Origin of the sequence: Leucobacter chromiireducens subsp. solipictus (assembly GCF_016758195.1) — a bacterium.
Lineage (GTDB): Bacteria > Actinomycetota > Actinomycetes > Actinomycetales > Microbacteriaceae > Leucobacter > Leucobacter solipictus.
The window spans coordinates 166,955-191,237 of the sequence record NZ_QYAC01000005.1 but is presented as its reverse complement, the minus strand read 5'-3'; the positions used below and the strand labels follow the sequence as shown (position 1 = coordinate 191,237).

At 67.0% G+C, this 24,283-nt stretch carries 21 protein-coding genes; 8 read left to right on the top strand and 13 right to left on the bottom strand.

Annotated elements, in window-relative coordinates; genetic code table 11:
* Positions 1-121 precede the first annotated feature (121 nt).
* Positions 122-1,600, top strand: a complete 1,479-nt coding sequence (locus D3230_RS10615; protein ID WP_202345009.1) for an amino acid permease — start codon at positions 122-124, stop codon at positions 1,598-1,600.
* Here D3230_RS10615 and D3230_RS10610 read toward each other — a convergent pair.
* Complete coding sequence (locus tag D3230_RS10610) at positions 1,520-2,386, bottom strand: tryptophan 2,3-dioxygenase (RefSeq protein ID WP_202345008.1); 867 nt, start codon at positions 2,384-2,386, stop codon at positions 1,520-1,522. The two genes, D3230_RS10615 and D3230_RS10610, sit on opposite strands and share 81 nt — an antisense overlap.
* 108 nt (positions 2,387-2,494) lie before the next feature.
* Here D3230_RS10610 and D3230_RS10605 point away from each other — a divergent pair, with 108 nt between their 5' ends.
* The 3 genes from D3230_RS10605 to D3230_RS10595 are packed head-to-tail and all read left to right on the top strand — an operon-like array spanning position 2,495 to position 5,875.
* Positions 2,495-3,316, top strand: coding sequence for a purine-nucleoside phosphorylase (locus D3230_RS10605; protein ID WP_202345007.1), 822 nt, complete (start codon positions 2,495-2,497; stop codon positions 3,314-3,316).
* 1 nt (position 3,317) lies between these two features.
* The gene (locus D3230_RS10600; RefSeq protein ID WP_202345006.1) at positions 3,318-4,532 is read left to right on the top strand and encodes a hypothetical protein; all 1,215 of its coding nucleotides are present in this window, start codon (positions 3,318-3,320) and stop codon (positions 4,530-4,532) included.
* A gap of 41 nt (positions 4,533-4,573) precedes the next feature.
* Entirely contained in the window at positions 4,574-5,875 is a 1,302-nt protein-coding gene (locus D3230_RS10595) for a flavin monoamine oxidase family protein (protein WP_202345005.1), read from the top strand.
* Between the two features lie 80 nt (positions 5,876-5,955).
* Here the strand turns inward: D3230_RS10595 and D3230_RS10590 are convergent, their stop codons facing one another.
* Genes D3230_RS10590 through D3230_RS10555 form a run of 8 tightly spaced genes read right to left on the bottom strand, consistent with a single transcriptional unit; the run spans position 5,956 to position 13,872 of the window.
* The gene (locus D3230_RS10590; protein ID WP_202345004.1) at positions 5,956-7,566 is read right to left on the bottom strand and encodes an amidohydrolase; all 1,611 of its coding nucleotides are present in this window, start codon (positions 7,564-7,566) and stop codon (positions 5,956-5,958) included.
* A gap of 10 nt (positions 7,567-7,576) precedes the next feature.
* Positions 7,577-7,939, bottom strand: coding sequence for a cupin domain-containing protein (locus D3230_RS10585; protein WP_202345003.1), 363 nt, complete (start codon positions 7,937-7,939; stop codon positions 7,577-7,579).
* Positions 7,940-7,985: 46 nt separating this feature from the next.
* Positions 7,986-9,356, bottom strand: a complete 1,371-nt coding sequence (locus D3230_RS10580; protein WP_202345002.1) for an NAD(P)/FAD-dependent oxidoreductase — start codon at positions 9,354-9,356, stop codon at positions 7,986-7,988.
* A 56-nt stretch (positions 9,357-9,412) separates the two neighbouring features.
* Positions 9,413-10,441, bottom strand: a complete 1,029-nt coding sequence (locus D3230_RS10575; protein ID WP_202345001.1) for an ATP-binding cassette domain-containing protein — start codon at positions 10,439-10,441, stop codon at positions 9,413-9,415.
* Positions 10,425-11,231, bottom strand: a complete 807-nt coding sequence (locus D3230_RS10570) for an ABC transporter permease (protein ID WP_202345000.1) — start codon at positions 11,229-11,231, stop codon at positions 10,425-10,427. The genes D3230_RS10575 and D3230_RS10570 overlap by 17 nt, the downstream gene beginning before the upstream one ends.
* Positions 11,231-12,112 (bottom strand): ABC transporter permease, encoded by an 882-nt coding sequence (locus D3230_RS10565; RefSeq protein WP_202344999.1) that lies wholly within the window; start codon positions 12,110-12,112, stop codon positions 11,231-11,233. The genes D3230_RS10570 and D3230_RS10565 overlap by 1 nt, the downstream gene beginning before the upstream one ends.
* A 2-nt stretch (positions 12,113-12,114) precedes the next feature.
* Entirely contained in the window at positions 12,115-13,230 is a 1,116-nt protein-coding gene (locus tag D3230_RS10560; protein ID WP_202344998.1) for an ABC transporter substrate-binding protein, read from the bottom strand.
* A 48-nt stretch (positions 13,231-13,278) separates the two neighbouring features.
* Positions 13,279-13,872 (bottom strand): cupin domain-containing protein, encoded by a 594-nt coding sequence (locus D3230_RS10555; protein ID WP_202344997.1) that lies wholly within the window; start codon positions 13,870-13,872, stop codon positions 13,279-13,281.
* A 299-nt stretch (positions 13,873-14,171) separates the two neighbouring features.
* Here D3230_RS10555 and D3230_RS10550 point away from each other — a divergent pair, with 299 nt between their 5' ends.
* Both D3230_RS10550 and D3230_RS10545 read left to right on the top strand, forming a co-directional pair.
* Positions 14,172-15,479, top strand: coding sequence for a leucine-rich repeat domain-containing protein (locus tag D3230_RS10550; RefSeq protein ID WP_202344996.1), 1,308 nt, complete (start codon positions 14,172-14,174; stop codon positions 15,477-15,479).
* Positions 15,480-15,577: 98 nt separating this feature from the next.
* Positions 15,578-16,984 carry an MFS transporter gene (locus tag D3230_RS10545; RefSeq protein WP_202344995.1) on the top strand — a complete coding sequence of 469 codons (1,407 nt, stop codon included), beginning with the start codon at positions 15,578-15,580 and terminating at the stop codon, positions 16,982-16,984.
* A gap of 71 nt (positions 16,985-17,055) precedes the next feature.
* On the opposite strand, the gene D3230_RS10540 is transcribed toward D3230_RS10545, so the two are convergent.
* Genes D3230_RS10540 through D3230_RS10525 form a run of 4 tightly spaced genes read right to left on the bottom strand, consistent with a single transcriptional unit; the run spans position 17,056 to position 21,102 of the window.
* Positions 17,056-18,237 (bottom strand): ABC transporter ATP-binding protein, encoded by a 1,182-nt coding sequence (locus D3230_RS10540; RefSeq protein ID WP_202344994.1) that lies wholly within the window; start codon positions 18,235-18,237, stop codon positions 17,056-17,058.
* A 5-nt stretch (positions 18,238-18,242) separates the two neighbouring features.
* A complete protein-coding gene (locus D3230_RS10535; protein ID WP_202344993.1) occupies positions 18,243-19,028 on the bottom strand; it encodes an ABC transporter permease in 786 nt (261 codons plus the stop codon).
* Positions 19,028-19,945: an ABC transporter permease gene (locus tag D3230_RS10530; protein ID WP_202344992.1), complete on the bottom strand. Its 918-nt coding sequence runs from the start codon at positions 19,943-19,945 to the stop codon at positions 19,028-19,030. The genes D3230_RS10535 and D3230_RS10530 overlap by 1 nt, the downstream gene beginning before the upstream one ends.
* Positions 19,946-19,950: 5 nt before the next feature.
* A complete protein-coding gene (locus D3230_RS10525) occupies positions 19,951-21,102 on the bottom strand; it encodes an extracellular solute-binding protein (protein ID WP_237467353.1) in 1,152 nt (383 codons plus the stop codon).
* Positions 21,103-21,405: 303 nt separating this feature from the next.
* On the opposite strand from D3230_RS10525, the gene D3230_RS10520 reads away from it, so the two are divergent.
* Both D3230_RS10520 and D3230_RS10515 read left to right on the top strand, forming a co-directional pair.
* Entirely contained in the window at positions 21,406-22,635 is a 1,230-nt protein-coding gene (locus D3230_RS10520; protein WP_202344991.1) for a flavin monoamine oxidase family protein, read from the top strand.
* A gap of 28 nt (positions 22,636-22,663) precedes the next feature.
* Complete coding sequence (locus tag D3230_RS10515; RefSeq protein WP_202344990.1) at positions 22,664-24,124, top strand: PucR family transcriptional regulator; 1,461 nt, start codon at positions 22,664-22,666, stop codon at positions 24,122-24,124.
* Positions 24,125-24,283 lie beyond the last annotated feature (159 nt).

The following is a 24,283-nucleotide window of genomic DNA, read 5'->3' as shown; positions in this document are numbered from 1 at the left end:
GCGAGAATGTTCTCCGCACTTCCCCGCCCTTGTTGTTTCACTCAGCCCCTCTCGATCACGGCATGGCCCTTCTGCATGAAAGCTGCCATACTCCAGATGGGGGCTGAACACTGGAGTTCTCATGCCCAATACCTCGCCCACGGCCGGCAAGGCCGTCACCCAACCCACCCACACCCTGCGGCGCAACCTCAAGGCCCGGCACATTCAGATGATCGCCCTCGGCGGCGCGATCGGCACCGGATTGTTCTACGGCTCCTCGGAGTCCATCGGGCTCGCGGGGCCGTCGGTCCTCCTCACCTACGCCATCGGTGGGTTCATGATCTTCCTGGTGGTCCGGGCGCTCGGCGAAATGTCCGTCGATCAGCCGGTGTCCGGCGCCTTCAGTCACTACGCCAACCAGAATTGGAGCGCCCGCGCCGGTTTCGTGTCCGGCTGGAACTACTGGTTCAACTACATCGCCGTCTCGATGGTCGAGCTCGCGGTGGTCGGCTCCTTCGTGAACTACTGGCTGCCGGGGATCCCGACCTGGGTGTCCGCGGCGTTCTTCCTCGTGCTCATCACCCTCATGAACCTGGCGGGCGTGCGCGTCTTCGGCGAGTTCGAGTTCTGGCTCGCACTGATCAAGGTCGCCGCCGTCATCGGCATGATCGTGCTGGGCGCGATCGTGGTGATCGCCGGCATCAATAACAGCTCGGACCTGCCGGATCCCAGCTTCGCCCATCTGTGGGATCAGGGCGGGTTCTTTCCGCTCGGCGTCAGCGGCATGCTCTTCGCGCTGGTCGTCGTGATGTTCTCCTTCGGGGGAACGGAGCTCGTCGGCATCACCGCGGGCGAGGCGGAGCACCCGGAGCGCACCATCCCCCGAGCGATCAACCAGATCATCCTGCGCATCTTGATCTTCTACATCGGCGCGCTCGCAGTCATCATGGCCGTGGTCCCCTGGGACAGTCTCGACGGGGAAACCAGCCCGTTCGTGCAGATCTTCGACCGGATCGGGATCCCCGGGGCCGCCCACATCCTGAATCTCGTCGTCCTGACCGCGGTGATCTCGGTGTACAACTCGGGCCTCTACGCGAACGGCCGAATGCTGCGTTCCCTCGCCGAGCAGGGCAACGCGCCCCGGTATCTCCGGGCCGTGTCCCGCAACGGCGTGCCCGTCGCCGGGATCCTTACCTCATCGGCGGTGACGGTCATCGCCGTGTTCGTGGTGTTCCTGTGGCCCGAGTTCGCCTTCCAGTACCTGATGTCGGTGGCGACGATCGCGGCGATCATCAACTGGTCGATGATCATGATCACGCAGCTGAAATTCCGGCAGCGGATCGGACCGGAGGGCGTCGCGGCGCTGAAGTACCGCTTGCCGTGGGCCCGCGTCTCCCCGTGGATCGTGCTCGTCTTCTTCGCGGTGCTCGTGGTGCTGATGGCGTTCCATCCGGGCTACCGAACCGCGGTCATCGTGGGACCGATCTGGCTCGCGATCCTGCTCATCGCGTTCCAGGTGAAGCGGGGACGCGACGGCAGCTCAGCCAACCGCCAGGTCGCGGATCTCGGTGCGCGCAGCGATCAGCTCAGGGAAGAAGGTGAGGTCGAGGGCCTTGCGTAAGAATCCCACTCCAGAGGAGCCCCCGGTGCCGCGCTTGAACCCGATGATGCGTTGCACCGTGCTCAGGTGCCGAAAGCGCCACAGCTGAAACGCGTCCTCGATATCGATCAGCGATTCACACAGTTCGTACACGTCCCAGTGCTCGGCAACGTGCTCGTAGATCCGCGTGAACATCGGCACGAGCCCATCCTCCAACGCCCAGGCCTTCGATACGTCGCGATCGAGCACGCGACGGGGAACGGTGTGCCCGCGGCGCGCGAGCAGCCGCAGGAACGCGTCGTAGACGCTCGGCTCCCGGAGCACCGTCTCCAGCTCCGCGTGCTGTGCCGGTCGCTCCGTGAACATCCGCAGCATCCGCGCGTTCTTGTTGCCCAGGATGAACTCCACGGCGCGATACCCCGCAGATTGAAACCCGCTCGAGGATCCCAACACCGCGCGAAACTCGGCGTACTCCGAGGGGGTCAGCGTGGCCAGCACTGACCACTGTTCGGTGAGTGAGCGGAGGATCTGTTTCACGCGGGCGAGCGTTTTCAAGGCGTGTTCGGGCCGCCCCGTATCGAGGAATGCCCGCGCTGCCCGGAGCTCGTGCAGCATCAATTTGAGCCACAGCTCCGAGGTCTGGTGCTGGATGATGAACAACAGTTCATCGTGGTGCGGGGGCGAGCTCAGCGGGTGCTGCGCGGTGAGGACCTGATCCAACGCCAAATAGTCGGCGTAGCTCATGGCGTCGTGGAAATCGACGCGAACGCCAGCCTCAAGGGGCCGTTCGCCGGGGGTGCCAGTCATGTGAACTCCAGAGATCATCGCTGCGGCGGTCGGAAACGCGACGGTCGTCTCAGATCGGGTTCAGCGCCCAGTGTACGCCCGTTCACTCGCGCCCCGTAGGCTGATGCCATGCGCACGGAAGCCACTTCTCCCTCCTCCGACCCCACTGCACTCGCCGCGGACGCCGCTGCCGCTCTGGCCCGCCTGACGGGCGTTGCTCGGCACGACATCGCACTGACCCTGGGCAGCGGCTGGGGGGACGCGGTCACGACGCTCGGCGAGACCGTTGCGGAGGTCCCTGCCGACCAGGTTCCCGGCTTCCACGCGTCGGGTGTTGCCGGGCACTCGGGCACGCTGCGCTCGATCCGGCTCCCGAACGGGTCCCACGCGCTCGTGATCGGTGCGCGCACGCACGTCTACGAGGGGCGTGGCGTCCGTGCCGTCGTGCACGGGGTCCGGACGGCCGCCGCCGCCGGGGCGCGGATCATGGTCCTCACCAACGGAGCCGGCGGCGTCGATCCGGCATTCGCCGCGGGCGAGGCCGTGCTCATCAGCGACCACCTGAATCTCACCGCCCAGTCCCCCATCGAGGGCGCGCACTTCGTGGATCTCACGGACCTGTACGCCCCGCGGCTGCGCGACATCGCGCGCGGCATCGCGCCGGATCTGCAGGAGGGCGTGTACGTGCAGCTCCCGGGCCCGCACTACGAAACCCCGGCAGAGATTCGGTATCTCCGCACTATCGGCGGGCAGATCGTGGGCATGTCCACCGCGCTCGAGGCGATCGCCGCCCGTGAGGCCGGGATGGAGGTGCTCGGCCTCTCCCTCATCACGAACCCGGCCGCGGGCATGGGCGACGATCCCCTCAGCCACGCCGAGGTGCTCGATGCCGGCCGCGCCGCGGCACCGCGCCTGGCGAGGTTGCTGGCCGACATCGTCGGGGCGCTGTAGCTTGGCCGACCAAGGAGCCAAAGGCCACACGGGCGCAATCACCACACCGGAAGACGCTGCCAGCGCGAAGGCGATACCCCCAGCGACGTTCTTCTCGGTCTACGGCGGGCTCGGCGTCTTCGTCATGCTGATGACGGTGATCGTGCTCGCCGGGAGCGGTCCCCACGAGGATTTCGTTGCGGACCTCCGAAGCAGCGTCAGCAATGGCCTGGGGTTCACGGCGGAGGATGTCTGGGCCGTCGTCGGCGTGATCGCCACGATTTGCGTTGCCGTAGTGGTGATTCTGGCCGCGGCGGGATCCCGGTTGTCTCACGTGTACCAAGTTTGGGAGGCGTCCCCCGCCACCGCTGCACAGGTGCGCATCGAACAACAACGCGCATACGGACTCTTTGGGATTCAGCTCCTCTTGTACATCGTCACATTGATCGCCGTGACAGGCGCGGCCGTGCACGGTTCGTGGCTTGCGGCCGCGATTCTCGTGTTGCTCGCGGCGCTTGTCCTGATCGAATCATTTCGGTTTCTGCAGGATGTGTGGAGGGACCCGGGTGTGTTCGATCGCGACAAGCTTCGCGAGGTGGACAGGCGCTTGAGCCGCTACTCGGATGAGAGCACCGAGGCTCCGACCGCGTTCTTCTCGTGGGCCGCAACGATTGGGTGTCTTGCGCTTGTTCTCGTTCCCGCGTTCTCCGGCAGTTCGCTGACCATGGCAGATACGACCCTTGCCGCTGGCGGGTACGCGCTCATTGCGGGGGCGCTCCTGTGGCTCCCGGCCGCAGGAATGCAGGGTGCCGAATCCTCCCTGGGTGCTGGGCGTCTGTGGATGGCCGCGTTCGCCTATGCCCTGTTCGCCTCGTGCGCAGCTGCACTGATTGTCTGGGGTGTCCTGAGCTGGGGACTGAACGAGCTCCCGAGATTCGGCGCAGTGGAGTTCTGCGCCACCGTGGCGCTGGTGCTTCTCGAATTGCTGAGGCTCCGCGGCGTCCAGAATTGGGGGCTGCTGCGTGCCTTCTCGGAGCCCTCGCGACTGGCGTTGACGCGACTCCGCGACGACCTCGCAAAGAACCTTCCCGAATGTCCGGCTCCTGACCTTCCGACCGCGGAGGCCTCGAGTCTCCGGGAAGACTCGGACCTCACGGCTGAGGCTCGTATGTTCGTACGATCAGAGTCGGCAACGCGCCCAGATCGTCTGCTGCCGGGCGCTCCACCCCCGCAATAGGCTGGACCCTGGGGGCAAGGGAGCCCAACGAAGGAGTAGATATGCAGTCGGTCGACGTCGTGGTCATCGGAGCCGGATTCGCGGGGCTGACCGCCGCGCGGGAACTCGGCAACGCGGGGCTCAACGTACTCACCCTCGAAGCCCGCGATCGCGTGGGCGGCAGAACCTGGACCGAGCACCGACTCGGCCAGGACCTCGAGCTCGGCGCGAACTGGGTGCACTGGGTGCAGCCGCACGTCTGGGCCGAGATGACCCGCTACGGGCGGGAGATGATCCGGAGCCCCCGCGCTGACGAGGCGTACTGGCGTGGACCCGACGGCTCGGCCCGGCAGGGCAGCCTCGACGAGTTCATGTCGCTCATCGACGCGGGGCAGCAGCTGGTCATCGACGATGTGCGGACGGCGATGCCGCGCGGTGACGAGCCCACCGTGGGCGCGATCCAGGAGCTGGACCACCTCAGCATCCAGGACCGCTTCGACGCGATCGGCTTGGATCCCGAGGCGCGCGCGGCAAACGAGTCGGTGTGGGTGGGACACGTCAACGCTCCGCTGGATCAGGTCGGGCTTTCGAGCGCACTGCGCTGGGTGGCGGCGACCGGTGGGCACTGGCAGCTCATGCACGAGGCGTCGTCGACGTACCGGGTGGTGGGCGGGATGCGCGGGTTCACGGACCTCATGGCCGCCGATGTGCCCGGCGAGATCCGACTGAATAGCACCGTGGTCGCCGTCACGGCGGAGGCCGACGGTGCGATCGTCGAGACCGCGGACGGTGCCCGGATCCGGGCCCGTCGCGTCGTCAGCACCTTGCCCGTCAACGCGATCGCCGGAATCCGCTTCGAGCCCGCGCTCCCTGCGGCCTGGCAGCGGCAGGGTGCCGAGACCGTCGCCTCGCAGGGCACCAAGGTATGGCTGCGCGCCCGCGGCCACGTGACCCGGTTCTTCGCCTACGGCAGCCAGCACGACGCGCTCTCGGTGCTGAAGGCGGAGTTCTATCTCTCCGACGAGCAGGGCGACTACACCCTGCTCGTGGGTTTCGGGCCGGAGCACGCGCGGATCGATCCGGCGGATCTGCCGGGTGTGCAGGCCGCGGTGGACGCGCTGCGTCCGGGTCTCGAAATCACCGATGCGACCGCGCACGATTGGATGACCGACCCCCTGGCCCGCAACACCTGGATGACACACCGGCCCGGTCAGCTCACGCGCGACCTCGCCGAACTGCGAGAACCGGCGGGCGTGGTCCACCTCGCGACCACCGACAACGCGAATCTGTGGGGCGGATTCATCGACGGGGCGATCGAGAGCGGGCTGCGCGAGGCCCGCCGGATCGTGGACGCGCTGGCGTAGCGACCCCCTGAAACACGACGTGCCGGATCGTGGCGTCCCCGTGGACGCCACGATCCGGCACGGGCTGCGTGGGCGCGGGCCTACGACTCGTGGATGATCCGGCCCTCGACCACGGTCAGGCGCACCGGGAGCTCGGGGAGCTCATCCGGGGTTGCCGTCACCGGGTCGCCGCCCCACACGGTGAGGTCGCCCACCGCCCCGACGGCGAGCACGCCGCGATCTGCGTGGCCGCGGGCCTGCGCGGGCCACAGGGTGTAGGCGAGCACCGCTTCCTCCCCCGAGAGCTGCTGCGACGGCTCGAACACGTGCGCCGAAGGCTCGCCCGGCGTGTGCCGACCGCGAGCCCACGCCATGCCGAGCCGCGGATCGTACTGCGCCACCGGCCAGTCCGAACCGAGCGTCACGCGCACCCCGGCGTCGAGCACGTCGCGCACCCGATACCCGGTCGCGTCACGCTCCCCCAGGCGCACGGCCCAGTTATCGCTGTGATCCGCCGCTCGCCACTGCATGTGCAGCGGCTGCATCGACGCCGTGATGCCGGACCCGCGCAGCTGCGCGACATCCGCGTCGGAGAGCACTTCGAGGTGCTCGATCGAGTGGAAGGGCAGGCCGGGGTGTTCGGGCAGGGTCGCGTACACGTCGAGCACGCGGCTCACGGCGTAGTCGCCGACGGCGTGCGTCGCGATCAGCATCCCCGCGTCGTGGTAGGCGCGGACCACCTCGCCGTAGCGCTCCCAGGACGGCCAGAACGGCACGCGGCCATCGCCGCAGGTGTCCACCGTGTGCAGCCACGCGGTGCCCGTGTCGATCACCCCGTCGCTGAAGAGTTTGATGGCCCCCGTCTGCCACAGCCGCCCGGACCGGTCCTTCGCACCGATCACGCGTGCGACGTCCTCGTCGGTGTCGGCGACCGCGTGCCAGTGGTGCACCGTGACCCGGTGATCCAGCTCGCCCCGCTCCTCGAGCTCACCGAGCAGCTCGACCGTGCGATCCTTGCCGTCCATGATCGCGCCGCCCGTGAGGCCCACTGCCGCAAGCCTGCGGAACATGTCGCGCAGGGCATCCCGCTCGGCCTCATGCGAGGGCGACGGGGCCGCGTCGAAGAGGATCTGGTAGGCGGTGGGTTCGCGCAGCTCCCCTGTGGGGGTGCCGTCCGGATCCACCACGATCTCGCTCGCGTCCTCGAACTCGCGGGCACCGGTGATGCCCGCGGCCGCGAGGGCCGCGGGGGTGCCGAGGCCGGTGTGCAGGTCGTAACAGATCAGCGCGACCGGCCGGCCCGGGGCCGCGTCAGCGAGCACGTCGCCGCGCAGCCCGGTCTCCTCGAAGGGCTCGTATTCCAGGTTCCAGCCGCGCAGCCATGCGCCCTCGGGGAGTCGCGCGTGCTCGGTGGCGAGCGCCGCCCGGATCTCCTCAAGTGTGCTGAGCCCGCCGAGATCTACCCCGGCGGTCACGTCCGCCGCCCAGTGCGGGTGGGTGTGCGAGTCGAAGAAGCCCGGGGTGATCGTCGCCCCACCGAGATCGCGCACCGGGATCCCGGCCGCCTCGGCCGCGGCGCTGATCTCGGCGTCCGTGCCGAGCTGCACGATCCGCCCGTCGCGGATCACCAGGGCCGTGGCGCCCCCGTCGGCATCCGTGTTCGTGCGCAGATGCGCCCCGATCAGGGCGAGATCGCCCCCGAGCTGCGTCATTGGTGCTCCTTTAGTCCTGGATCGTCGTGTAGTGCTTGCGGAGCGGCTCGTGCACCCGCCAGGTGCCCGCCCACCCGGACGGCATCACCATGACGTCGCCGGGACCGAATTCCTCCGGGTCCGCGCCCGCCACCTCAATGGTGACACGGCCGGAGAGGATCGTGCAGATCTCCGTGTAGCCCTCGCGTACCGCGGTGAAGTCGCCGGGGGTGCATTCCCACAGGCCGGTCGAGATGCGGTCATTCGTTCCCCCCTCCCACACGGTCAATGATCCTTCGGTCAGTGCGGGGGTGAGCGCGGTCGGCTTCGGTGCGTGCGGGCCCAGATCGGCCGCTGCGGTGTCGTGGGCACCGTGCGTGAGGATCGTCGTCATCAGGTTCTCCTACGTCGTATTCGGGTGTGTTGAGGTGGGCCGCGGCTTAGCCGCGCCCGGTGATCACATCGGCGATGTGCGCGATCGGGGAGGTCTTCTGGCGACCCGCGAGCTCGGTACGGTCGGCGACGCCGTAGGCTGCATAGAGCCCCTTCGTCGCGACCCAGCGCAGCGGCTCCGGCTCCCACTTGCGCACCCGGTGATTGACCCAGGGCAGGGCCGCGATCTCGGAATCGTTGCCGAGAATCAGGTCAGTGATCGTGCGCCCCGCCAGGTTCGTGGAGGTGACGCCGGTGCCGACGTAGCCGCCGCCCCAGGCGATCCCGGTCTCGCGATCGAGCCCCACGGTTGCGGCCCAGTCGCGCGGCACGCCCAGCACTCCCGACCACACGTGGTCGACCGCCGCGCCTCGCGTGGCGGGGAAGAAGCGGTGCAGGATCTCGCTGAGCGTGTCCACCGTGGACAGCGCGGTTTCCCCGTCGGTGTCCGTCTTCGAGCCGTACTTGTAGGGCACGCCCCGGCCGCCAATCGCGATCCGGTCGTCGGCGGTGCGCTGCGCGTACATGTACACGTGAGCGAAGTCGCCGAGCACCTCGCCCTGATTCCAGTTCAGCTCGTCCCACACCGCGGCCGACAATGGCTCTGTGGCGATCAGCGAGGAGTTCATGGGAAGCCAGAGGCGGTGCAGGCCCTTGAGGTTCGCGGTGAAGCCCTCCGTCGCACGCACCACGTACTCGGCGGAGACGGTGCCGTGGGTGGTGCGGACGCTTCGCGGGGCGATCTCGACCGCGCGGGTGCGCTCGTAGATCTCGACCCCCATGCGCTCGACCGCTGCGGCAAGGCCTGCGGCAAGCTTCGCGGGCTGGATCCGGGCGGCGTGCGGGTGCCACACGGCGGCCCGGGTGTTCGCGACGTTGATCTTCGCCATCGCATCGGGGGCCTCGAGCAGGCTGAGGTCCGCGTACTTCCACTGCTGTTCCGCCGCCGCGAACGCGCGGATCCGTGTCTCCTGTGCGGGGGTGTAGGCGACATTGAACTCGCCGCCCTTCTTGATGTCGGCGTCGATCCCCTCCGCCTCGGCGACCCGGATGACCTCGTCGACGGTCTCGTTCATGGCGCGCTGGAACCGCTCGGCCGCGTCGCGCCCGTGGCTCTTCACGTACTGCTCCCGACCGCCCGTGATCGCGGAGGTGAGCCAGCCGCCGTTACGGCCGGATGCCCCGTAGCCCACGTGCCGTTCCTCGATGATGACGACCCGCAGCTCCGGCTTGGCCTGCTTCAGGTAGAAGGCCGTCCACAGCCCGGTGTAGCCGGCCCCCACGATCGCCACGTCGGCGGTGAGGTTGCCCGGGAGCTCCGGTCGCGGCTGGGGGGCACCAATCTGCTCCCACCAGTGCGACACATTGCCATTGATCATGAGAAGGGGTCCTTTGCTTTCTGTCTCTGGTTCGACCGCGGGGTGCGACCGTGGGGTTATGCGTGCAGCACGGCCACGCGGCCGGGGTGCCATGCCAGTTGGGCCGGGGTGTTGGAGCCGGCGAGCCAGTCCAGCTGTTCCGCGCCGCGAATGACACCGGCGACGGGCTCAGCCTGACCCGGAAGATCGAGCACGATCTCGTGTTTCCACCCCGCACCGAGGTATACGGACTGGCGCACGGTGACCGGCGCGCCCTGCATCCCCGTGGGGAGCGCGGCTTCCGCGGGGAAGAGCTCCCCGTGCTCAGGGCGCACCACGGTGACAGTGCCCGCCGAGGCATCAGGAACCATCGTGGATTCACCGATGAACCCTGCCACGAAGGCAGAGGCGGGGCGCTCGTAGAGTTCCTTTGCGGTACCGACCTGCTCGATCCGGCCGTTGTTGAAGACGGCGATGCGGTCGGAGAGCGTCAGCGCCTCTTCCTGATCGTGAGTGACAAACACAAAGGTCCGCCCTACGTCACGATGGATGCGGCGCAGCTCGAGCTGGAGCTTCTCGCGCAGGTTCTTGTCGAGGGCGCCCAGCGGCTCGTCGAGCAGCAGAACTTTGGGCTGGAACACGAGCGCGCGGGCGAGCGCAACCCGTTGCTGCTGTCCACCCGAGAGCTCCGCCGGGTAGCGCTCGGAGAAGCCCGCCAGACCAGCGGTTTCGAGGGCCGCGTGCACAAGCTGCACCGTCTCAGCTTTCGACACCTTGCGCCGCGCCAGCGGGAACGCGACGTTGTCGAACACGCTCATGTGCGGGAACAGTGCGTAGTGCTGGAAGACGATGCCGAGATCGCGCTTGTGCACGGGTACGTCATCCATCTGTCGACCGTCAATGCGTACGCTACCGGTGGTGAGGTCGGTGAAGCCCGCGATGAGGTTCAGCGTGGTCGTTTTCCCGGAACCTGACGGTCCGAGAAATGTCATGAACTCGCCAGGCTCTACCGTCAGTGAGACGTTGTCCAGCGCGATCGACTTCGGGTAGTGCTTGGATACGCCGTCGAGGCGAATCTCTGCGCCCCGGTTACTTTGCTCGGGCACGAGTTTTCCTTCCGGAGAGGGTCAGTCCCAGAACGACGATGACCGTCGTAATGAGGAGGATCACGGTGGCCGCAGCGGCGAGCGTGGGGTCCGTGTCGCGGGTGACGCTGGAGTACATCAGCACCGGCAGCGTATTCAGGTAGGGGCTCTTAATGAAGAGGGAGAGCATGACCTCGTCGAAGGAGGTCACAAAGGCGAACAGCGCACCGGAAATCATCCCGGGAACGATATTGGGCAGTGTCACACGCATGAACGTCGTGAACCGGTTCGCCCCCAGGCTCATTGCGGCCTGCTCCAGGCGAGAGTCGAACCCAGCAAAGCCAGCGGTGATGGCGACGACCGTGAATGGCAAGGCGAGCACCGTGTGAGCGAGCACGAATCCGAGGAGTGTGCCCACCAGGCCGGCCTTCAGGAACACGGCGTACAGGCCGATGGCGACCACGATGCCGGGGACAACCATCGGTGCCAGTAGGCCGAACGTGAGCCCGGCGATGATCTTCTTGTTCGCCATACGTCGCAGACCGAGAGCGGCCAGAAGCCCCAGGAGCGTCGCCAGCGCGGCCACGAGCAGACCGATCAGCAGGGAGTTCCCCAGAGCCCGGGTCCACTCCGGATTCGTAAAGAACGACTCATACCAGCGCGTCGACCAGCCGGTCGGCGGGAACACGAGGGATGCCTTGTCCGTGAAGCTGAGGGGGATCACGATCAGGCTCGGTGCGACCAACCAGATCGCGACGAGGCCTGCCACCACCCACAGGATTGCTTTGGTCACGGGATGTGTTTTCAGCATTACAGCACCTTCACTTTGATGCCCTTGCGGCTACTGAGTCGGGCCACCAGGCCGATGATCCCGAGCAACAGCACAGTGATGACCAGCAGTATGACGCCGAGCGCACCACCGCGGCCCCATTCGAGCAGGCCCGACACCTGGGCGTAGATGGACTGCGCCAGCATGCTGTCGGATGGAGAACCGAGCAGTGCCGGGGTGACGTAGAAGCCCAACGCCTGGATGAACACGAGCAGGGACCCCGCCGCGACGCCCGGCAAGCTCAGCGGAACAAACACTTTGGCGAATGCCACTGCAGGCCGCGCTCCGAGGGAACGCGCCGCGGTCACGAGGCGGAGGTCAATGCCGCTCATCACGGCGTAGAGCGGCAGCACCATAAACGGCATCAGCACGTGACTCAGACCGATGATGACGCCGGTGTTGGTACGGAGGAGTTCGAGCGGCCCGATGCCGAAGAGGCCGAGGAGGGTATTTACTACGCCACCGTCCTGCAGCAATACGATCCAGGCGAAAGTGCGGATCATGAGCGAAGTCCAAAACGGAATGAGGGCAATCACGACGAGCGCCGCACGGGCTTTGGCCCCGACGATGGTCATGAGGTAGGCGTACGGATACGCGAGCGCCAGACAGATCACGGTCGCCAGCAGCGCGTTCCCGAAGGTGCGAGTAATCACCCCGACGTTGTTCGGATTGCTCAGCGCCCAGGTGTAGTTGTCAAAGCCGAGCGTGGGATCGCTGAAGCTTCGCCACACGCTTTCCAGGAGGGGGTAAGCGAACACCCCGATCAGGAGTGCGTAGGCGGGAAGCAGCAGCAACCACGCCCGACCGGAGGCGCGAGGAGCCTTGGGGGCCCTCCCGCCTCCGATCAGTGCGGTCTCAGTCATCGCTAGCCCTGAATCCAGTCCAGCCAGCGCGACAGCTCGGCGTCGTAGTTCTCCGCCCACCAGCCAGCGTCGGTCTTCACCATCTGGGACGCGATCTCAGGGTTCGTCGTCAGGTACTCATAGCCCAGTTCGGAAAGCTCCGGCTTCGCGTCCTGGTGCACGGGCGAGTAGGAGGTCAGCTCGGTGAGCTTCGCCTGCTGTTCGGCGCCCAGGTAGTAGTTGATGTACGCGAACGCCGCGTCCGGGTTCTTCGCATTCTTCGGCACGCCCAGAGCCTCGGCGATGGCGAGCGACTGGTTCCAGATCGGCTGGTAGTTCGCTCCGTTCTCGACCGCGGCATAGCCACGACCGGACCAGACGAGCGCCATGTCGGCTTCGCCCGACTCGATCATCTGCTGAGACTCGGCACCGGTCTTCCAATAGATGAAGCTCTCGCGCACCTCATCGAGCTTGGTGTACACGCGGTCCATGTCGAGCGGGTACAGCTCGTCAGGTGCCACCCCGTCAGCGAGCAGCGCACCCTCGTAGACTCCCGGGCCGATATCCTCAAAGCCCGCGATGCCGCGCTTGCCCGGGAACTTTTCGGTGTCAAAGAAGTCGGCCCAGCCGGTCGGTGCGGTCGGGTACTTGTCAGCGTTGTACATGATCACGTAGCCGTACTGCATGGCCGGCACGTAGCAGTCGCCAACCAATCCTTCGGGAACGTTAGAGATATCCACGATCTCGGTGTCGAGGTCCATCAGGAGCCCGTCTTCACCGCACTGCATATCTGCCCAGATGATGTCGCTGTCGACGATGTCCCAGGTCACCTGTTTGCTTTCGACCTGCGCCTTGACCTTGGCGTACTCAGTGGGGCCGTCGTCGAGCATTGTCGCGCCGGAGGCCTTCGCGAAGGGCACGGATGCCGCCTCGACCTGCCCCTCCTGGAAGACACCGCCCCAGGAGGCGAGCGTGAGGGTGACGCCGTCGAGAGCATTTTCTTTCACTGTGCCGGCAACAGCGGGGCCGTCGCCCAGGTCAACCTCGACCGGGGCACCGCCGCCGGAGCAGCCGACAAGAGTGGCAGCTAGCGCGAGCCCACCAAGTGTGGCGAGTGCGGATCGCTTGCGGTTGATCATCGTGATCTCCTTGCGTGTGGGGATGGGGGTAGAGCAAAAAGGGTCTGTTTAGTCGGCGACAGTACGCGGCTGAGCGGGATGTACTTCCTCGGCCCCCGTCGGCGGGCTGTTGATCCACAGCACCTCTGCGGTGACCTCAGAATCGTTTACGATGCGGTGCGGAACCGAGCTCAGAAACTCGATCGAGTCATCTTTCTGCATCGTGTAGCGCTCACCGGCGAGTTCGAGCGTTACCGCGCCCGCAACCACGATCAGGAACTCTTGCGCGTTGCCGTGACTGTAAAGGTCGGGACCCGTACTCCCGCCCGGAGCAAAGGTGCCGGAATAGATCTCCAGGTTCCGCAGGGGTTCCTGCGAGATCACGTACTTTTGTGCGCCATCGAGCGGCAGAGTAGGCCGGTCCGTGCCGCGGAGCACACCACGGGTGTGACCATTTGAGGCGTCGAGCAGGTGCGCGGGCGTGACGCCCAGCGCGGCAGCAATCTTACGGAGAGAGGCGACCGATGCGTTCGTGCGCCCGTTCTCGAGCTGACTCAAGAAGCTTGAACTCACGCCTGCGGCGGCGGCAAGTGCGCGCAGACTCAGGCCTCGTAGCTCTCGGGACTCGGCAACGCGCCGACCCAGCTCCTGTTCTTCAGTCACTCCGGAACCCTCATCGCTTCCTCGCGGGGCTCCGCTGCGCTAGTTGCGAGCAAATGCTGAACACCGCTGTCCGTATCACTGAACACTTCGTTCAGTGACACCACCCAACCTACCGCCCAACTACCGCAACCGCAATCCACCCACGGCCCTCAGAAGAAAAGGCCAGATCACAGTGGCGAGCCCACCACACACCACCCCTTGACGTCGCCTGAAGGCGACATAACTTCAACCCCAGGGACGGGTGGGAATCGAGTGTCCCGACAGCGCGTGCGACGACGCACCGACCGAGGGGAATGCACATGGGAGCAGCTCGTACGGCACGGCGGACAACACTCCGCACACATCGCAAGCATCTCGCCGCGAGTGGCGCGCTCGCGCTGAGTGCCGACGGGCTCATTGCGGGGTCAAGCGTCGCGTCGGCCGCTGCGCTCGGCGAAAGCGAAGACGCAGGCCTCGCCGCGTGCATTAACGCACAGTTGGGTGCTGGCCGACCGTCGGACCAGGCCATCACCGCGCAGGAGCTCGGCTCGATCACGCCGGAACTCTCGTGCGACCGGCGCGAGATTACTTCGCTCACCGGTCTCGAGCACGCGACCCAGCTCACGCGGCTCTTCGTGCAGCACAACGCGATCACCGATCTCGGTCCCCTGAACGGGCTCACGCTTCTCACACATCTGGGAGTCACCGGGAACGCCGTCTCAAGCCTCAGCCCGCTGCGCGACATGCGAAATCTCGGGTATCTCGCGGCATCCAGCAATCAGCTGACCTCCCTCGAAGGCCTCGACGACCTCGCCGCTCTGACTGACATCGGGGTCGACGAAAACCCGACTCTGGAAGGCCGAATCGGGCCACTCGCGAACAAGCCGGCGCTCCGCTCGCTCCGGATTATCAACACGGGCACGACCGACCTCACGCCGCTGGCGGCCTCGACCGGGCTCCGCACGTTCCAAGCGAATCGCAACATGATCCGCAGCCTCGAAGGCATCACCCCAGACGCGGACGCCAGCCACGTGGTGAACTTTCAGTCGGTCGCGGGGCCAACCTTGTTTGTTCCGGTCGGTGCCACCCGCATCATCTTCGACGTCACCGGACACACCGCGCTCCACGACGGCACCACGCCCGCCACGCTCGGCGGAACGATCGTGCCGCCGGGTGCCCCGGAAGCGCCGATCGTCAGCCTGAACCTCGCTGAGTCGACCACGGAGCTCCGATACACGTTTGAAGAAGCGGTCAGCTCGTTCAATGTGTTCAGCGGAACCGTGACGTTGCCGGTCGTTCGCGCCGAGGTCACCAGCGCCGATGCCGCGACGGGGACGGCACTGACCCCGTTCACCCATGAAATCACGGTCACCGACGGCTTCCCTGCAGCGCAGTACGCGCTGAGCGAAGACGCACCGGAATGGCTCTCGATTGATCCCGAAACCGGAGTGCTCTCCGGCGTCCCGCCGACGCCGGGCACCACGGTTGTCTCGTTCAGCGTTATCGTCCCGGCCCCGCCCACGCATTCCGGTGCGGGGCCGGGACCTCTCGGCGCGGCCGCCGGCACCCGGCCGATGACGCCGTGTGTCACCGGAACACCACGACGTGCCCGTCGAGGCGTACCCTAGAGCACAGGCTCCCACGAAGAGCCCGAGTTCACTGGCGCGAGCCATCTCACCACATCGGCGTTGCGGGGTCCGCGCTTCACCCCACACGAAAGCCGATCTTGAGCACCACAGCAGCACCGCACACCACCCCCTCCGCTCCGAGAAACTCCCGCTCGCGGGTTATTCTTGCGAGCCTCATCGGCACCACGATCGAGTTCTACGACTTCTACGTCTACGCCACGGCGGCGGTTCTCGTCTTCCCGCACCTGTTCTTCCCGACCGGGAATGAGACGACCGCGCTCCTCGCGTCATTTGCGACGTTCGGCGCCGCGATGCTCGCGCGCCCCATCGGCGCCGTGTTCTTCGGCCATCTGGGCGACCGGCTGGGCCGGAAGACGACGCTCGTGGCTTCCCTGCTCACCATGGGCATCGCGACGTTCCTGATCGGCGTGCTGCCCACCCACGCGCAGGTCGGCGCGTGGGCCGCCGTGCTCCTGCTCCTCATGCGCCTGGTGCAGGGCTTCGCGATCGGCGGAGAGTGGTCCGGTGCCGCGCTCGTCGCCACAGAGAACGCACCCGAGGGCAAGCGCGCCTGGTACGGCACATTCCCGCAGCTCGGAGCGCCGCTCGGCTTCATCATCGCGAACATGCTGTTCTTCGTGATCAACAACGCGCTCGCCGATCCGGCACGGCCGGGGATCGCGTCGGAGGCGTTTCTGAGCTGGGGCTGGCGCATTCCGTTCCTGTTCTCCGCGGTCATGGTGATCGTGGGCCTCTGGGTTCGCCTGAAACTCGTCGAGTCCAACGCCTTCGAACGCACGAAAGAGGCTGGCCAGGTCACGCGCCTCCCCGTGGCCGTTGCCTTCCGCGATCACTGGAAGGCGCTGGTCCTCGGCACCTTCGCGATGCTCGCCACGTATGTGCTCTTCTACCTGATGACCTCGTTTACCCTGACCTTCGGCACTCGGCCCGGCCTCACCGCAGCCGAGCAGGCCGCGGCGGCGGCGGGCACCGACTTCGATGCCAGCGCGTACGTTCCCGGCCTCGGCTACGCGTACAACGACTTCATCCTGATGCTCGTGTTCGGCGTCGTCTTCTTCGGCATCTTCACGCTCGTGTCCGGCCCGCTGGCGGATCGCTTCGGACGTCGCCGCACGCTCATCTGGGTCACCGCCGCGATCGCGGCGTTCGGCTTCACCTTTGTGCCGCTGCTCGGCGGCGGAACCGCGCTCGTGATGTTCTTCCTCGCGCTCGGCTTTACCCTGATGGGCCTCACCTTTGGGCCGATGGGTGCGTTCCTGCCAGAGATGTTCCCCACCAACGTGCGCTACACGGGTTCGGCGATCGCCTACAACGTGTCCTCGATCCTCGGTGCCGCCCTCGCACCCATCATCGCGGTGTGGCTGTGGGGGCTGGCCGAGGGCAGCCCCGTCTATGTGGGGCTCTACCTCACGGGGGCGGCCGTACTCACCCTCGTCGCGCTGATCCTCACGCCCGAAACGAAACACGTCGACATCGACGCGTAGCCGCACCACCAAACGCCAGGGGCGGTGCCGGATCGCGTGATCCGGCACCGCCCCTGGCGTGTGTGCGCGTGTTACGTTGCGGACTCCCCGGCCTCGCCGGTGTCCACGAGCAGCACGCCCGATGCGATGTCCCACATCATCGCGACCTCGTCGCCCCGATTGTGGATGCGCGCTTCCTGGCCCAGGCGCACGGCGCCCTCGCTGCCGTCCGGCAGGCGCACGGTGTAGCGGCGGGAGGCCCCCAGGTAGGTGACGTCCAGGATCGTGACCGGGATCGCGTTCTGCGACTCGGACGGCGCGGTGCCAGCGGGCTCGAGACGCAGGTTCTCTGGCCGGATCAGGATCGCGAGATCCTCGTGGCTACTCAGGCCATCGGCCACCACGCGGTGCCCGGCCACATCGATCGCGGTGCGGCGGTCGCCGTCGGTCGTGCCCTTTCCGAGCAGCACGGTGGACTCCCCGAGGAAGCGGCCCACGAACAGGGTCTGCGGTGCCTCGTAGAGGTCCTCCGCCGTGCCGACCTGCTCGATGCGCCCGTTGTTGAAGACCGCGATGCGGTCCGACATCGACAGCGCTTCTTCCTGATCGTGCGTGACGTACACGAACGTCGAGCCGACCTCGCGGTGGATCCGCTTGATCTCGGTCTGCAGCCACTCGCGCAGCTTCTTGTCGAGCGCGCCCAGCGGCTCGTCCATGAGCAGCACGCGGGGCTCGTAGACGAGCGCCCGGGCGAGGGCGACGCGCTGCTGCTGGCCGCCCGAGAGCTCCGACGGGAAGCGATCGCCGTACTCGCCCATCCGCACCATCTCGAGCGCGGTGGCAACCTTCTGCTGCTGCTCCGCCTTGCTGAGCTTGCGGCGCTGCAGCGGGTAGGCGATGTTCTCCGCGACCGTCTTGTGCGGGAACAGCGCATAGTTCTGGAACACCATGCCGATGTCGCGCTTGTGCGGCGGCAGCTTCGCCACGGGCTTGCCGTAGATGTGCAGCATGCCCTCGGTGACCGAGGTGAAGCCAGCGATCATGTTGAGCGTCGTGGTCTTCCCCGAGCCCGAAGGGCCGAGGAAGGTCATGAACTCGCCCGGTTCGATCACCAGGTCGATCTCGTCAACCACGGCTTTGTCGCCGTAGCGCTTCGTGACCTGATTCAGGCTGATGCCCGCGTCGCCGATCGCGTGGATCGCCTGCGTGTTCAGGCCCTCAGAGCGCAGCTCCTGCTCGTGCCCGGCGGGCACGGGGATGTCGTTGTGAGTCATAGCGTTCACGCTACCGGTCGCTTTCTCTTCCGCGTGGCGAACTGGGCGATCAGCATCACGACGACCGAGGTCAGCATCGTGATCACCGCGACGGCCGCCACCGTGGGGTCATTGGTCTGGGTGACGCTGTTGAAGATCTTCACCGGCAGGGTCTGCAGTGAAGGACTCTGGATGAACAGCGACAGGATCACCTCGTCGAACGAGGTAACAAACGCGAACAGGGCTCCCGCGGTCACGCCCGGCGCGATGAGCGGCAGGGTGATGCTGAAGAAGGTGCGGACCCGGCCAGCGCCCAGCGATGCGGAGGCCTGTTCGAGCCGCGGGTCCAAACCCTGCAGCGACGCCATCACGTTCGTGATGACGAGCGGCATGGCGACGATCGTGTGCGCCAGGATGAAGCCGGGCAGGGTGCCCAGCAGGTTCATCCGCAGGAACAGCGAGTACAGACCCACTGCGAGCACGATGCCGGGGACGATGAGCGGAAGCAGGAAGTAGCCTTCCAGGAGCCCCTTGCCCCGAAACTTCACCTTCGAGAGGCCGAGGGCCGCGAGCACGCCCACGGCGGTCGCGACGAGCATCGTCAACACGGCCACCTGCAGCGACGAGAACAGCGCCTTCATCCAGGTCGCGTCCGTGAAGAAGTTCTCGTACCAGCGCAGCGAGAAGCCCTTGGGCGGGAAGTTGAACGAGGGTGCCTCGTTGAATGACATCGGGACAATCACGAGCGTGGGCAGGATCAGCCACAGCACGATCAGCACGGCGAAGACGCCGAGTACACGCTTGAACGTCATCAGCGATTCACCCCCGGGAACAGGCTGCCGCCCTTATTGAGCCGCGATACGACCACCAGGATCAGGATCGTACACACCAGCAAGAAGATGCCGAGCGCGGTGCCCTGGCCCCACATGAGGAAGACGCTGATCTGCTGCTGGATCATCGCGGAGATCATGATCTCCTTCGACGAGCCGAGCAACGCGGGGATGATGTAGAACCCGAGACCGAGGATGAACACGGTCACGCCGCCCGAGAAGATGCCGGGCTTCGACAGCGGCAGATACACCGTGAAGAAGGCGGTCACCGGGTTCGCGCCGAGGTTCGAGGCCGCCGGCAGCAGACGCTTATCGATCTTCGACATCGACGAGTACAGCGGCAACACCATGAACGGCAGCAGCACCTGGCTCATCCCGAGCGCGACGCCGAAGGTAGTGCGGATGAGGGGGATCGGTCCGATCCCGAACCACGCGGCAAGAATGCCGTTGATCGGGCCGGTGTCCTGCAAGAGCACCATCCAGGCAAGGGTGCGGACCAGAATCGAGGTCCACAGCGGCATCATGATGAACAGCTGCATCATGTTGCGCGTGCGATCGGAGACGATCGTCATGAGATACGCGTACGGATAGGCGAGCAGGAGGCAGACGATCGTGACAATGATCGCGGTCCCGAAGGTCCGCAGCACCACCGTGAGATTCGCCTCGGTCGTGAACAGCCAGACGTAATTCTGCATGCCGGGCTGCGGGTCCGTCACCGAACGAATCAACACGTCGATGAGCGGTGCGAGGAAAAACAGGGAAACGATGACGAACGCCGGGATCAGGAGCAGGAGCGGGCGCCAGTTCTTCGGCCCTCGCTTCTTCGCGGCCCCGGGGTCCGCACCGAGGGCGATCGCGCGCGTCGACGCGTCGCCCTCGGTGACGGTGAATTCGGTCATGACGATCAGTTACCGGTCGCCCAGCCAGCCCACGCTGCCGCGAGTGCGTCGTAGTTCTCGACCCAGAAGTCGACGTTCGGGGCGATGCCCGTGTCGAGGTGCTCCGTGGTCATCCACGTGGTGAGCTGCTCGTCCATGTCCGGCTTCGCATCGATATTGACGCCGCCGTAGGAGGTCTCCTCGGTCATCTTGGCCTGCTGCTCAGCGCCCAGCGAGAAGTTCACCGCGGCGAACGCTGCCTGCTTGTCTTTCACGCCCTTGGGGATGCCGTTCGAGTCGACCATGATCATCCACTGATCCCACATCGGGGCGATCGGAGCGCCCGCCTGCGCGGCACCGTAGCCGCGGCCCGACCAGACGAGGCCCATCACGGCTTCCCCGGACTCGAGCTGCTGCTGAGCGGCGGCACCGGTCGTCCAGCCGATCACGTCGTTGCCGAGATCCTTGTACATGTCGAACGCGCCCTCGATGTCCTCGGGCTTCAGGTTCTTCAGGTCCTTGCCCTGCGCGGTGAGCGCGAACTCGACGGTCTGCGGATCCACGTAGGTGGACTGGCTCACCGTGCGCTTGCCGGGGAACTTCTCGGTGTCGAAGAAGTCGGCGGCGCTCGTCGGCGGGTTATCGCCGAACGCCTCGGTGTTGTACGCCACAACCAGGCCGTACAGGATCTGCGGCACCATGCACTCATCGGTGATCGTGCCCTCGGGGATCTTCGAGACGTCGATCTGCGAGTAGTCATACTTCTCGAACAGGGTGCCGCAGCCGCGGGCCGTGTCGAACTGGGTGGTGTTCACGATGTCCCAGCTGACGTTCCCGCTATCGACCATGGCCTTCAGCTTGCCGGCGTCGAAGGCGTCCTGGTTAAAGGTGGCACCGGAGGCCTCCGCGAAGGGATCCCAGAGCGCGGCCTTCTGGCCATCCTGGAACACGCCGCCGGATCCAGCGAACGTCAGCGTGACGCCGTCGAGCGCGCCGGCCTTGATCTCACCGGCGACCGGGGTTCCGAGGTCGCGCTCGGGCGCGGGCTCGGCGGTGCCGCCACCGCCACCGCTGCACCCGACGAGCGCGAGCGCGAGCGCCGCGGTGCCCGCGGCGAGCGCGAAGCCGCGCCGGGCGGTCACGCCGCGGCGTGACGAGAAGGTTCTCAGACTGGACATGGGTTCCTCACTTCGTTGTGATCGTGGTCCACTATGGTCATGATCGGTGCCGGCGCGATCCCGCATCGGGCGGTGTCTCGGACCCCGGCACGACCCGAAGGTAGCAGCGAAATCGGTGTCCTGACCCGGCCGTGTTACCGCTTCGTTACCGCCAGCGGGAAGTTTCATAGCTTTGTACGGCGGCCCCTCCGCGAGGTGTACAAACATAAGGTTTCGCGCGCTCGGCCCCGGTTTCGGTGCCCGGATTTCGCGCGCCGATCTACGATGGGAGCGTTGGATCGGGCTGTTCAAGGAGGAACACGCATGGACGTTGTTGTCATCGGAGCCGGACTCGCGGGACTCACCGCGGCCTGGGAACTCGGCAAGGCCGGGCACCACTGCACCGTGCTTGAGGCACGCGACCGCGTGGGTGGCCGCACCTGGTCCGAGCGGCTCGGCAACGGCGAGATCACCGAGCGCGGCGGCGAGTACGTCTTCCCGACCGAGTTCCCGATCCGGCGGCTCTCCGCAGAACTCGGTGTGCCGATCATGTCGCACAACGTGCGCTACGGCCGCCGCACGGTCAACGGCCGGGTGATCTCGTTCGCGGAGCTCGAACAGACGAGCGAGCGCGTGCGTCAGACGCTCGCGCAGATGCTCGCCGACGGCGAGCGCGAGGTGTCCCTCGAACACGCGTTCGCGACGGCGCTCGGGGCCGACTACCGTCTCGATCCCGTGTACCGGCGCACCACGACCTCGGCGGCGGCGGATCCCACGCGGGTCAGCGCCGAGGCGGTGTTGCTGCACGAGTCCTCGACGGTCAACGGGTACGTCGAGGACGGCGGCCGCTTCGTGGGCGGCAACCAGGCCCTCTCGATCGAACTCGCACGACGCCTGGGGGATCGGGTCCGGCTCGAATCCCCCGTGACCGCCGTCGACCAGTCCGACACCGGCGTGCAGGTCACGCTCCACGACGGCACCCGGATCGACGCGGATGCCGCGGTCATCGCGGTGCCGCTCCCCCTGTTGCGCGAACTGTCGCTCGGATTCGCGCTCCCCGACGCGCAGCAGCGCGCGATCGACCACCGGTTCATGGGCGTCGCCGCGAAGCTCGGCGTTCCCCTCGCCCGAGTCGATGCCGACATCGCCCTGCAGAACCCCGACCACACCTGGTGGTCCTGGCGCTCGCTCAGCGTCGACGGGGAGCACCGCATCAACGCGCTCTCCTCCTTCGCGGGCGGACCGTTTGCGCTCGAGGCGCTCGGCGTCGCACAGGGGCCGGACGGCTGGGTCCAGGCCCTGCGGGAGATGCGCCCCGAGCTCGACATCGCCGGAGACGTGCTCCTCACGACGTGGGAGGACGACCCCTGGGCGCGCGGCGCCTACTCCGCGCCCTCGCTCGCCTGGGAGGCCGCGGATGCCAGCGCGTTTGCGCAGGCCGCGGGACGCGTGGCCCTCGCGGGCGAGCACACGGGACTCGCTCAGTCCCTGTCCGGGGCCGTGGACTCCGGCGTCCGCGCCGCCCTGGCGCTCGGTCGATCGGTGGCGGGCTGAACGTGCCCAGGACGCGTATGCTGAAGCCATGACCTTCACAGTGAGGTCGCTGCTCGATTTAGCCGCTGTCGGCACCACCTCGCTGACGCCCGGGATCGGGGAGGACCGACACATTGAGTGGGCCCACGTCTGCGAGCAGCCGGCGCCCTGGCTGTGGCTCGGTCAGCACGCCCTCGTCATGACCACGGGCATCGGCGTGCCCGAGGGCACCGCCGCACAGTGCGCGTACCTGTCGGGCATGCACGACGCTGGAATCGCGGCGATCACCATCGACGCCGAGATGCCGGCGTACCCGTTCACCCCCGAGGCGCTCGCGCACGCCGCCCGGATCGGCTTCCCCGTGCTCCAAACGGAGTACGAGGTGCGGTTCGTGACGCTCGCCATGACCGTCGCGGAGGCCGGGCAGCGGGAGCGCGCCGCCCGCGTGCGGCAGACCGAACAGTTGTACGCCGCCCTCGGCGAGCACGACGTCGACGACGCGATCGACGCGCTCCTCGACGAGCTGGGCCGGATTCTCGGCGCCGACCTGAGCCTGCACCCGCACGAGCGCGGCGCGGGGCCGGGGGCCTTCCGCCAGCTCGGTGCGGGGCTCTGGGCGGCGCCGCTGCTCTCCCCCGGCGAGCCCGAACTTCAGATCGCGCACTCCGGGCCCGTGGATCGCACGCTCCTCCAACACGCCGCCGCGATCGTCGACAACGCGCTCGCGGTGAAGGTCGCCGCGCGACGCAGCGACTGGCTGCACGGATCGCTGCTCCTCGGGGACCTGTGCGACGAATCGGTCGCGTCCGCCCCCTCAGAGCACCTCGTCGAAGCGTACGGGGTCCACCCGCCGTATCTTCTCGCCGTGGCCCAGCACCCGGATACGCGCGACACCCTCGACCAGGTCCACGCGGCATTCGGATCAAGCCGGATCCCCGCCCTCGCGACGCTGAAGGACGGGCAGGTGCTCGTCCTGATGAGTGCCGCAGACCCCATCGAACCGCTGCTGGGCGCGCTCGCCGACACGCGCTCCGGTATCGGGGTCAGCGCGGCCTTCACCGAGCTCAGCACCCTCCCGAACGCGCTCCGGCAGGCGCGCAGCGCGCTCATCCGCGCGCACCAGTCCGGTCGGGTGATGCGCTTCGACGAGCAAGAGGCGACCTCGCTGTTTCTCCCCAACGACCCGGAGCAGCTGCGCGGCATCGCCCGGCAGGTCCTGGGGCCGCTGCGCACCTACGACGAGCAGCGCGGCACCTCGCTGACGCACACGCTGCGCATCTTCCTGGAGGAGAACCGCAGCTGGGTGCGGGCCTCGGAGCGCCTCTTTGTCCACCGGCAGACCCTCATCGCTCGGATCTCGCGGATCGAGAAGATCATCGGACGCGACCTATCGTCGATGGAGGACACCGCCGAGTGCTGGCTCGCGGTGCAGGCGGCGATTGGCTGCGGCGATCTCGCCCCGAATGACCCGGCTCCCGAGGCGGAGGAATCGCAGCGCGCGCTCCGATAGTCTGGCCATTCGTCTCGAGGAGGCCATGTGTTGCATGTTCTGGTGCCCTGCCGGATCGAAGCCGCGCGCGCACCGAATCACAGGAGATTCACGCTCCCAGGCCCGAAAACGGGAAAAATCTCCTGCGCGTTCGTGAATCTCCGAGGCGTTGGTGAGCGC

Bases quoted from the DNA above. Each gene is read 5' to 3' on its own strand.
- D3230_RS10615 (WP_202345009.1), top strand. From the start codon at position 122: ATGCCCAATACCTCGCCCACGGCCGGCAAGGCCGTCACCCAACCCACC.
- D3230_RS10610 (WP_202345008.1), bottom strand. From the start codon at position 2,386: ATGACTGGCACCCCCGGCGAACGGCCCCTTGAGGCTGGCGTTCGCGTC.
- D3230_RS10605 (WP_202345007.1), top strand. From the start codon at position 2,495: ATGCGCACGGAAGCCACTTCTCCCTCCTCCGACCCCACTGCACTCGCC.
- D3230_RS10595 (WP_202345005.1), top strand. From the start codon at position 4,574: ATGCAGTCGGTCGACGTCGTGGTCATCGGAGCCGGATTCGCGGGGCTG.
- D3230_RS10590 (WP_202345004.1), bottom strand. From the start codon at position 7,566: ATGACGCAGCTCGGGGGCGATCTCGCCCTGATCGGGGCGCATCTGCGC.
- D3230_RS10585 (WP_202345003.1), bottom strand. From the start codon at position 7,939: ATGACGACGATCCTCACGCACGGTGCCCACGACACCGCAGCGGCCGAT.
- D3230_RS10580 (WP_202345002.1), bottom strand. From the start codon at position 9,356: ATGATCAATGGCAATGTGTCGCACTGGTGGGAGCAGATTGGTGCCCCC.
- D3230_RS10570 (WP_202345000.1), bottom strand. From the start codon at position 11,231: ATGCTGAAAACACATCCCGTGACCAAAGCAATCCTGTGGGTGGTGGCA.
- D3230_RS10565 (WP_202344999.1), bottom strand. From the start codon at position 12,112: ATGACTGAGACCGCACTGATCGGAGGCGGGAGGGCCCCCAAGGCTCCT.
- D3230_RS10560 (WP_202344998.1), bottom strand. From the start codon at position 13,230: ATGATCAACCGCAAGCGATCCGCACTCGCCACACTTGGTGGGCTCGCG.
- D3230_RS10550 (WP_202344996.1), top strand. From the start codon at position 14,172: ATGGGAGCAGCTCGTACGGCACGGCGGACAACACTCCGCACACATCGC.
- D3230_RS10540 (WP_202344994.1), bottom strand. From the start codon at position 18,237: ATGACTCACAACGACATCCCCGTGCCCGCCGGGCACGAGCAGGAGCTG.
- D3230_RS10535 (WP_202344993.1), bottom strand. From the start codon at position 19,028: ATGACGTTCAAGCGTGTACTCGGCGTCTTCGCCGTGCTGATCGTGCTG.
- D3230_RS10530 (WP_202344992.1), bottom strand. From the start codon at position 19,945: ATGACCGAATTCACCGTCACCGAGGGCGACGCGTCGACGCGCGCGATC.
- D3230_RS10525 (WP_237467353.1), bottom strand. From the start codon at position 21,102: ATGTCCAGTCTGAGAACCTTCTCGTCACGCCGCGGCGTGACCGCCCGG.
- D3230_RS10520 (WP_202344991.1), top strand. From the start codon at position 21,406: ATGGACGTTGTTGTCATCGGAGCCGGACTCGCGGGACTCACCGCGGCC.
- D3230_RS10515 (WP_202344990.1), top strand. From the start codon at position 22,664: ATGACCTTCACAGTGAGGTCGCTGCTCGATTTAGCCGCTGTCGGCACC.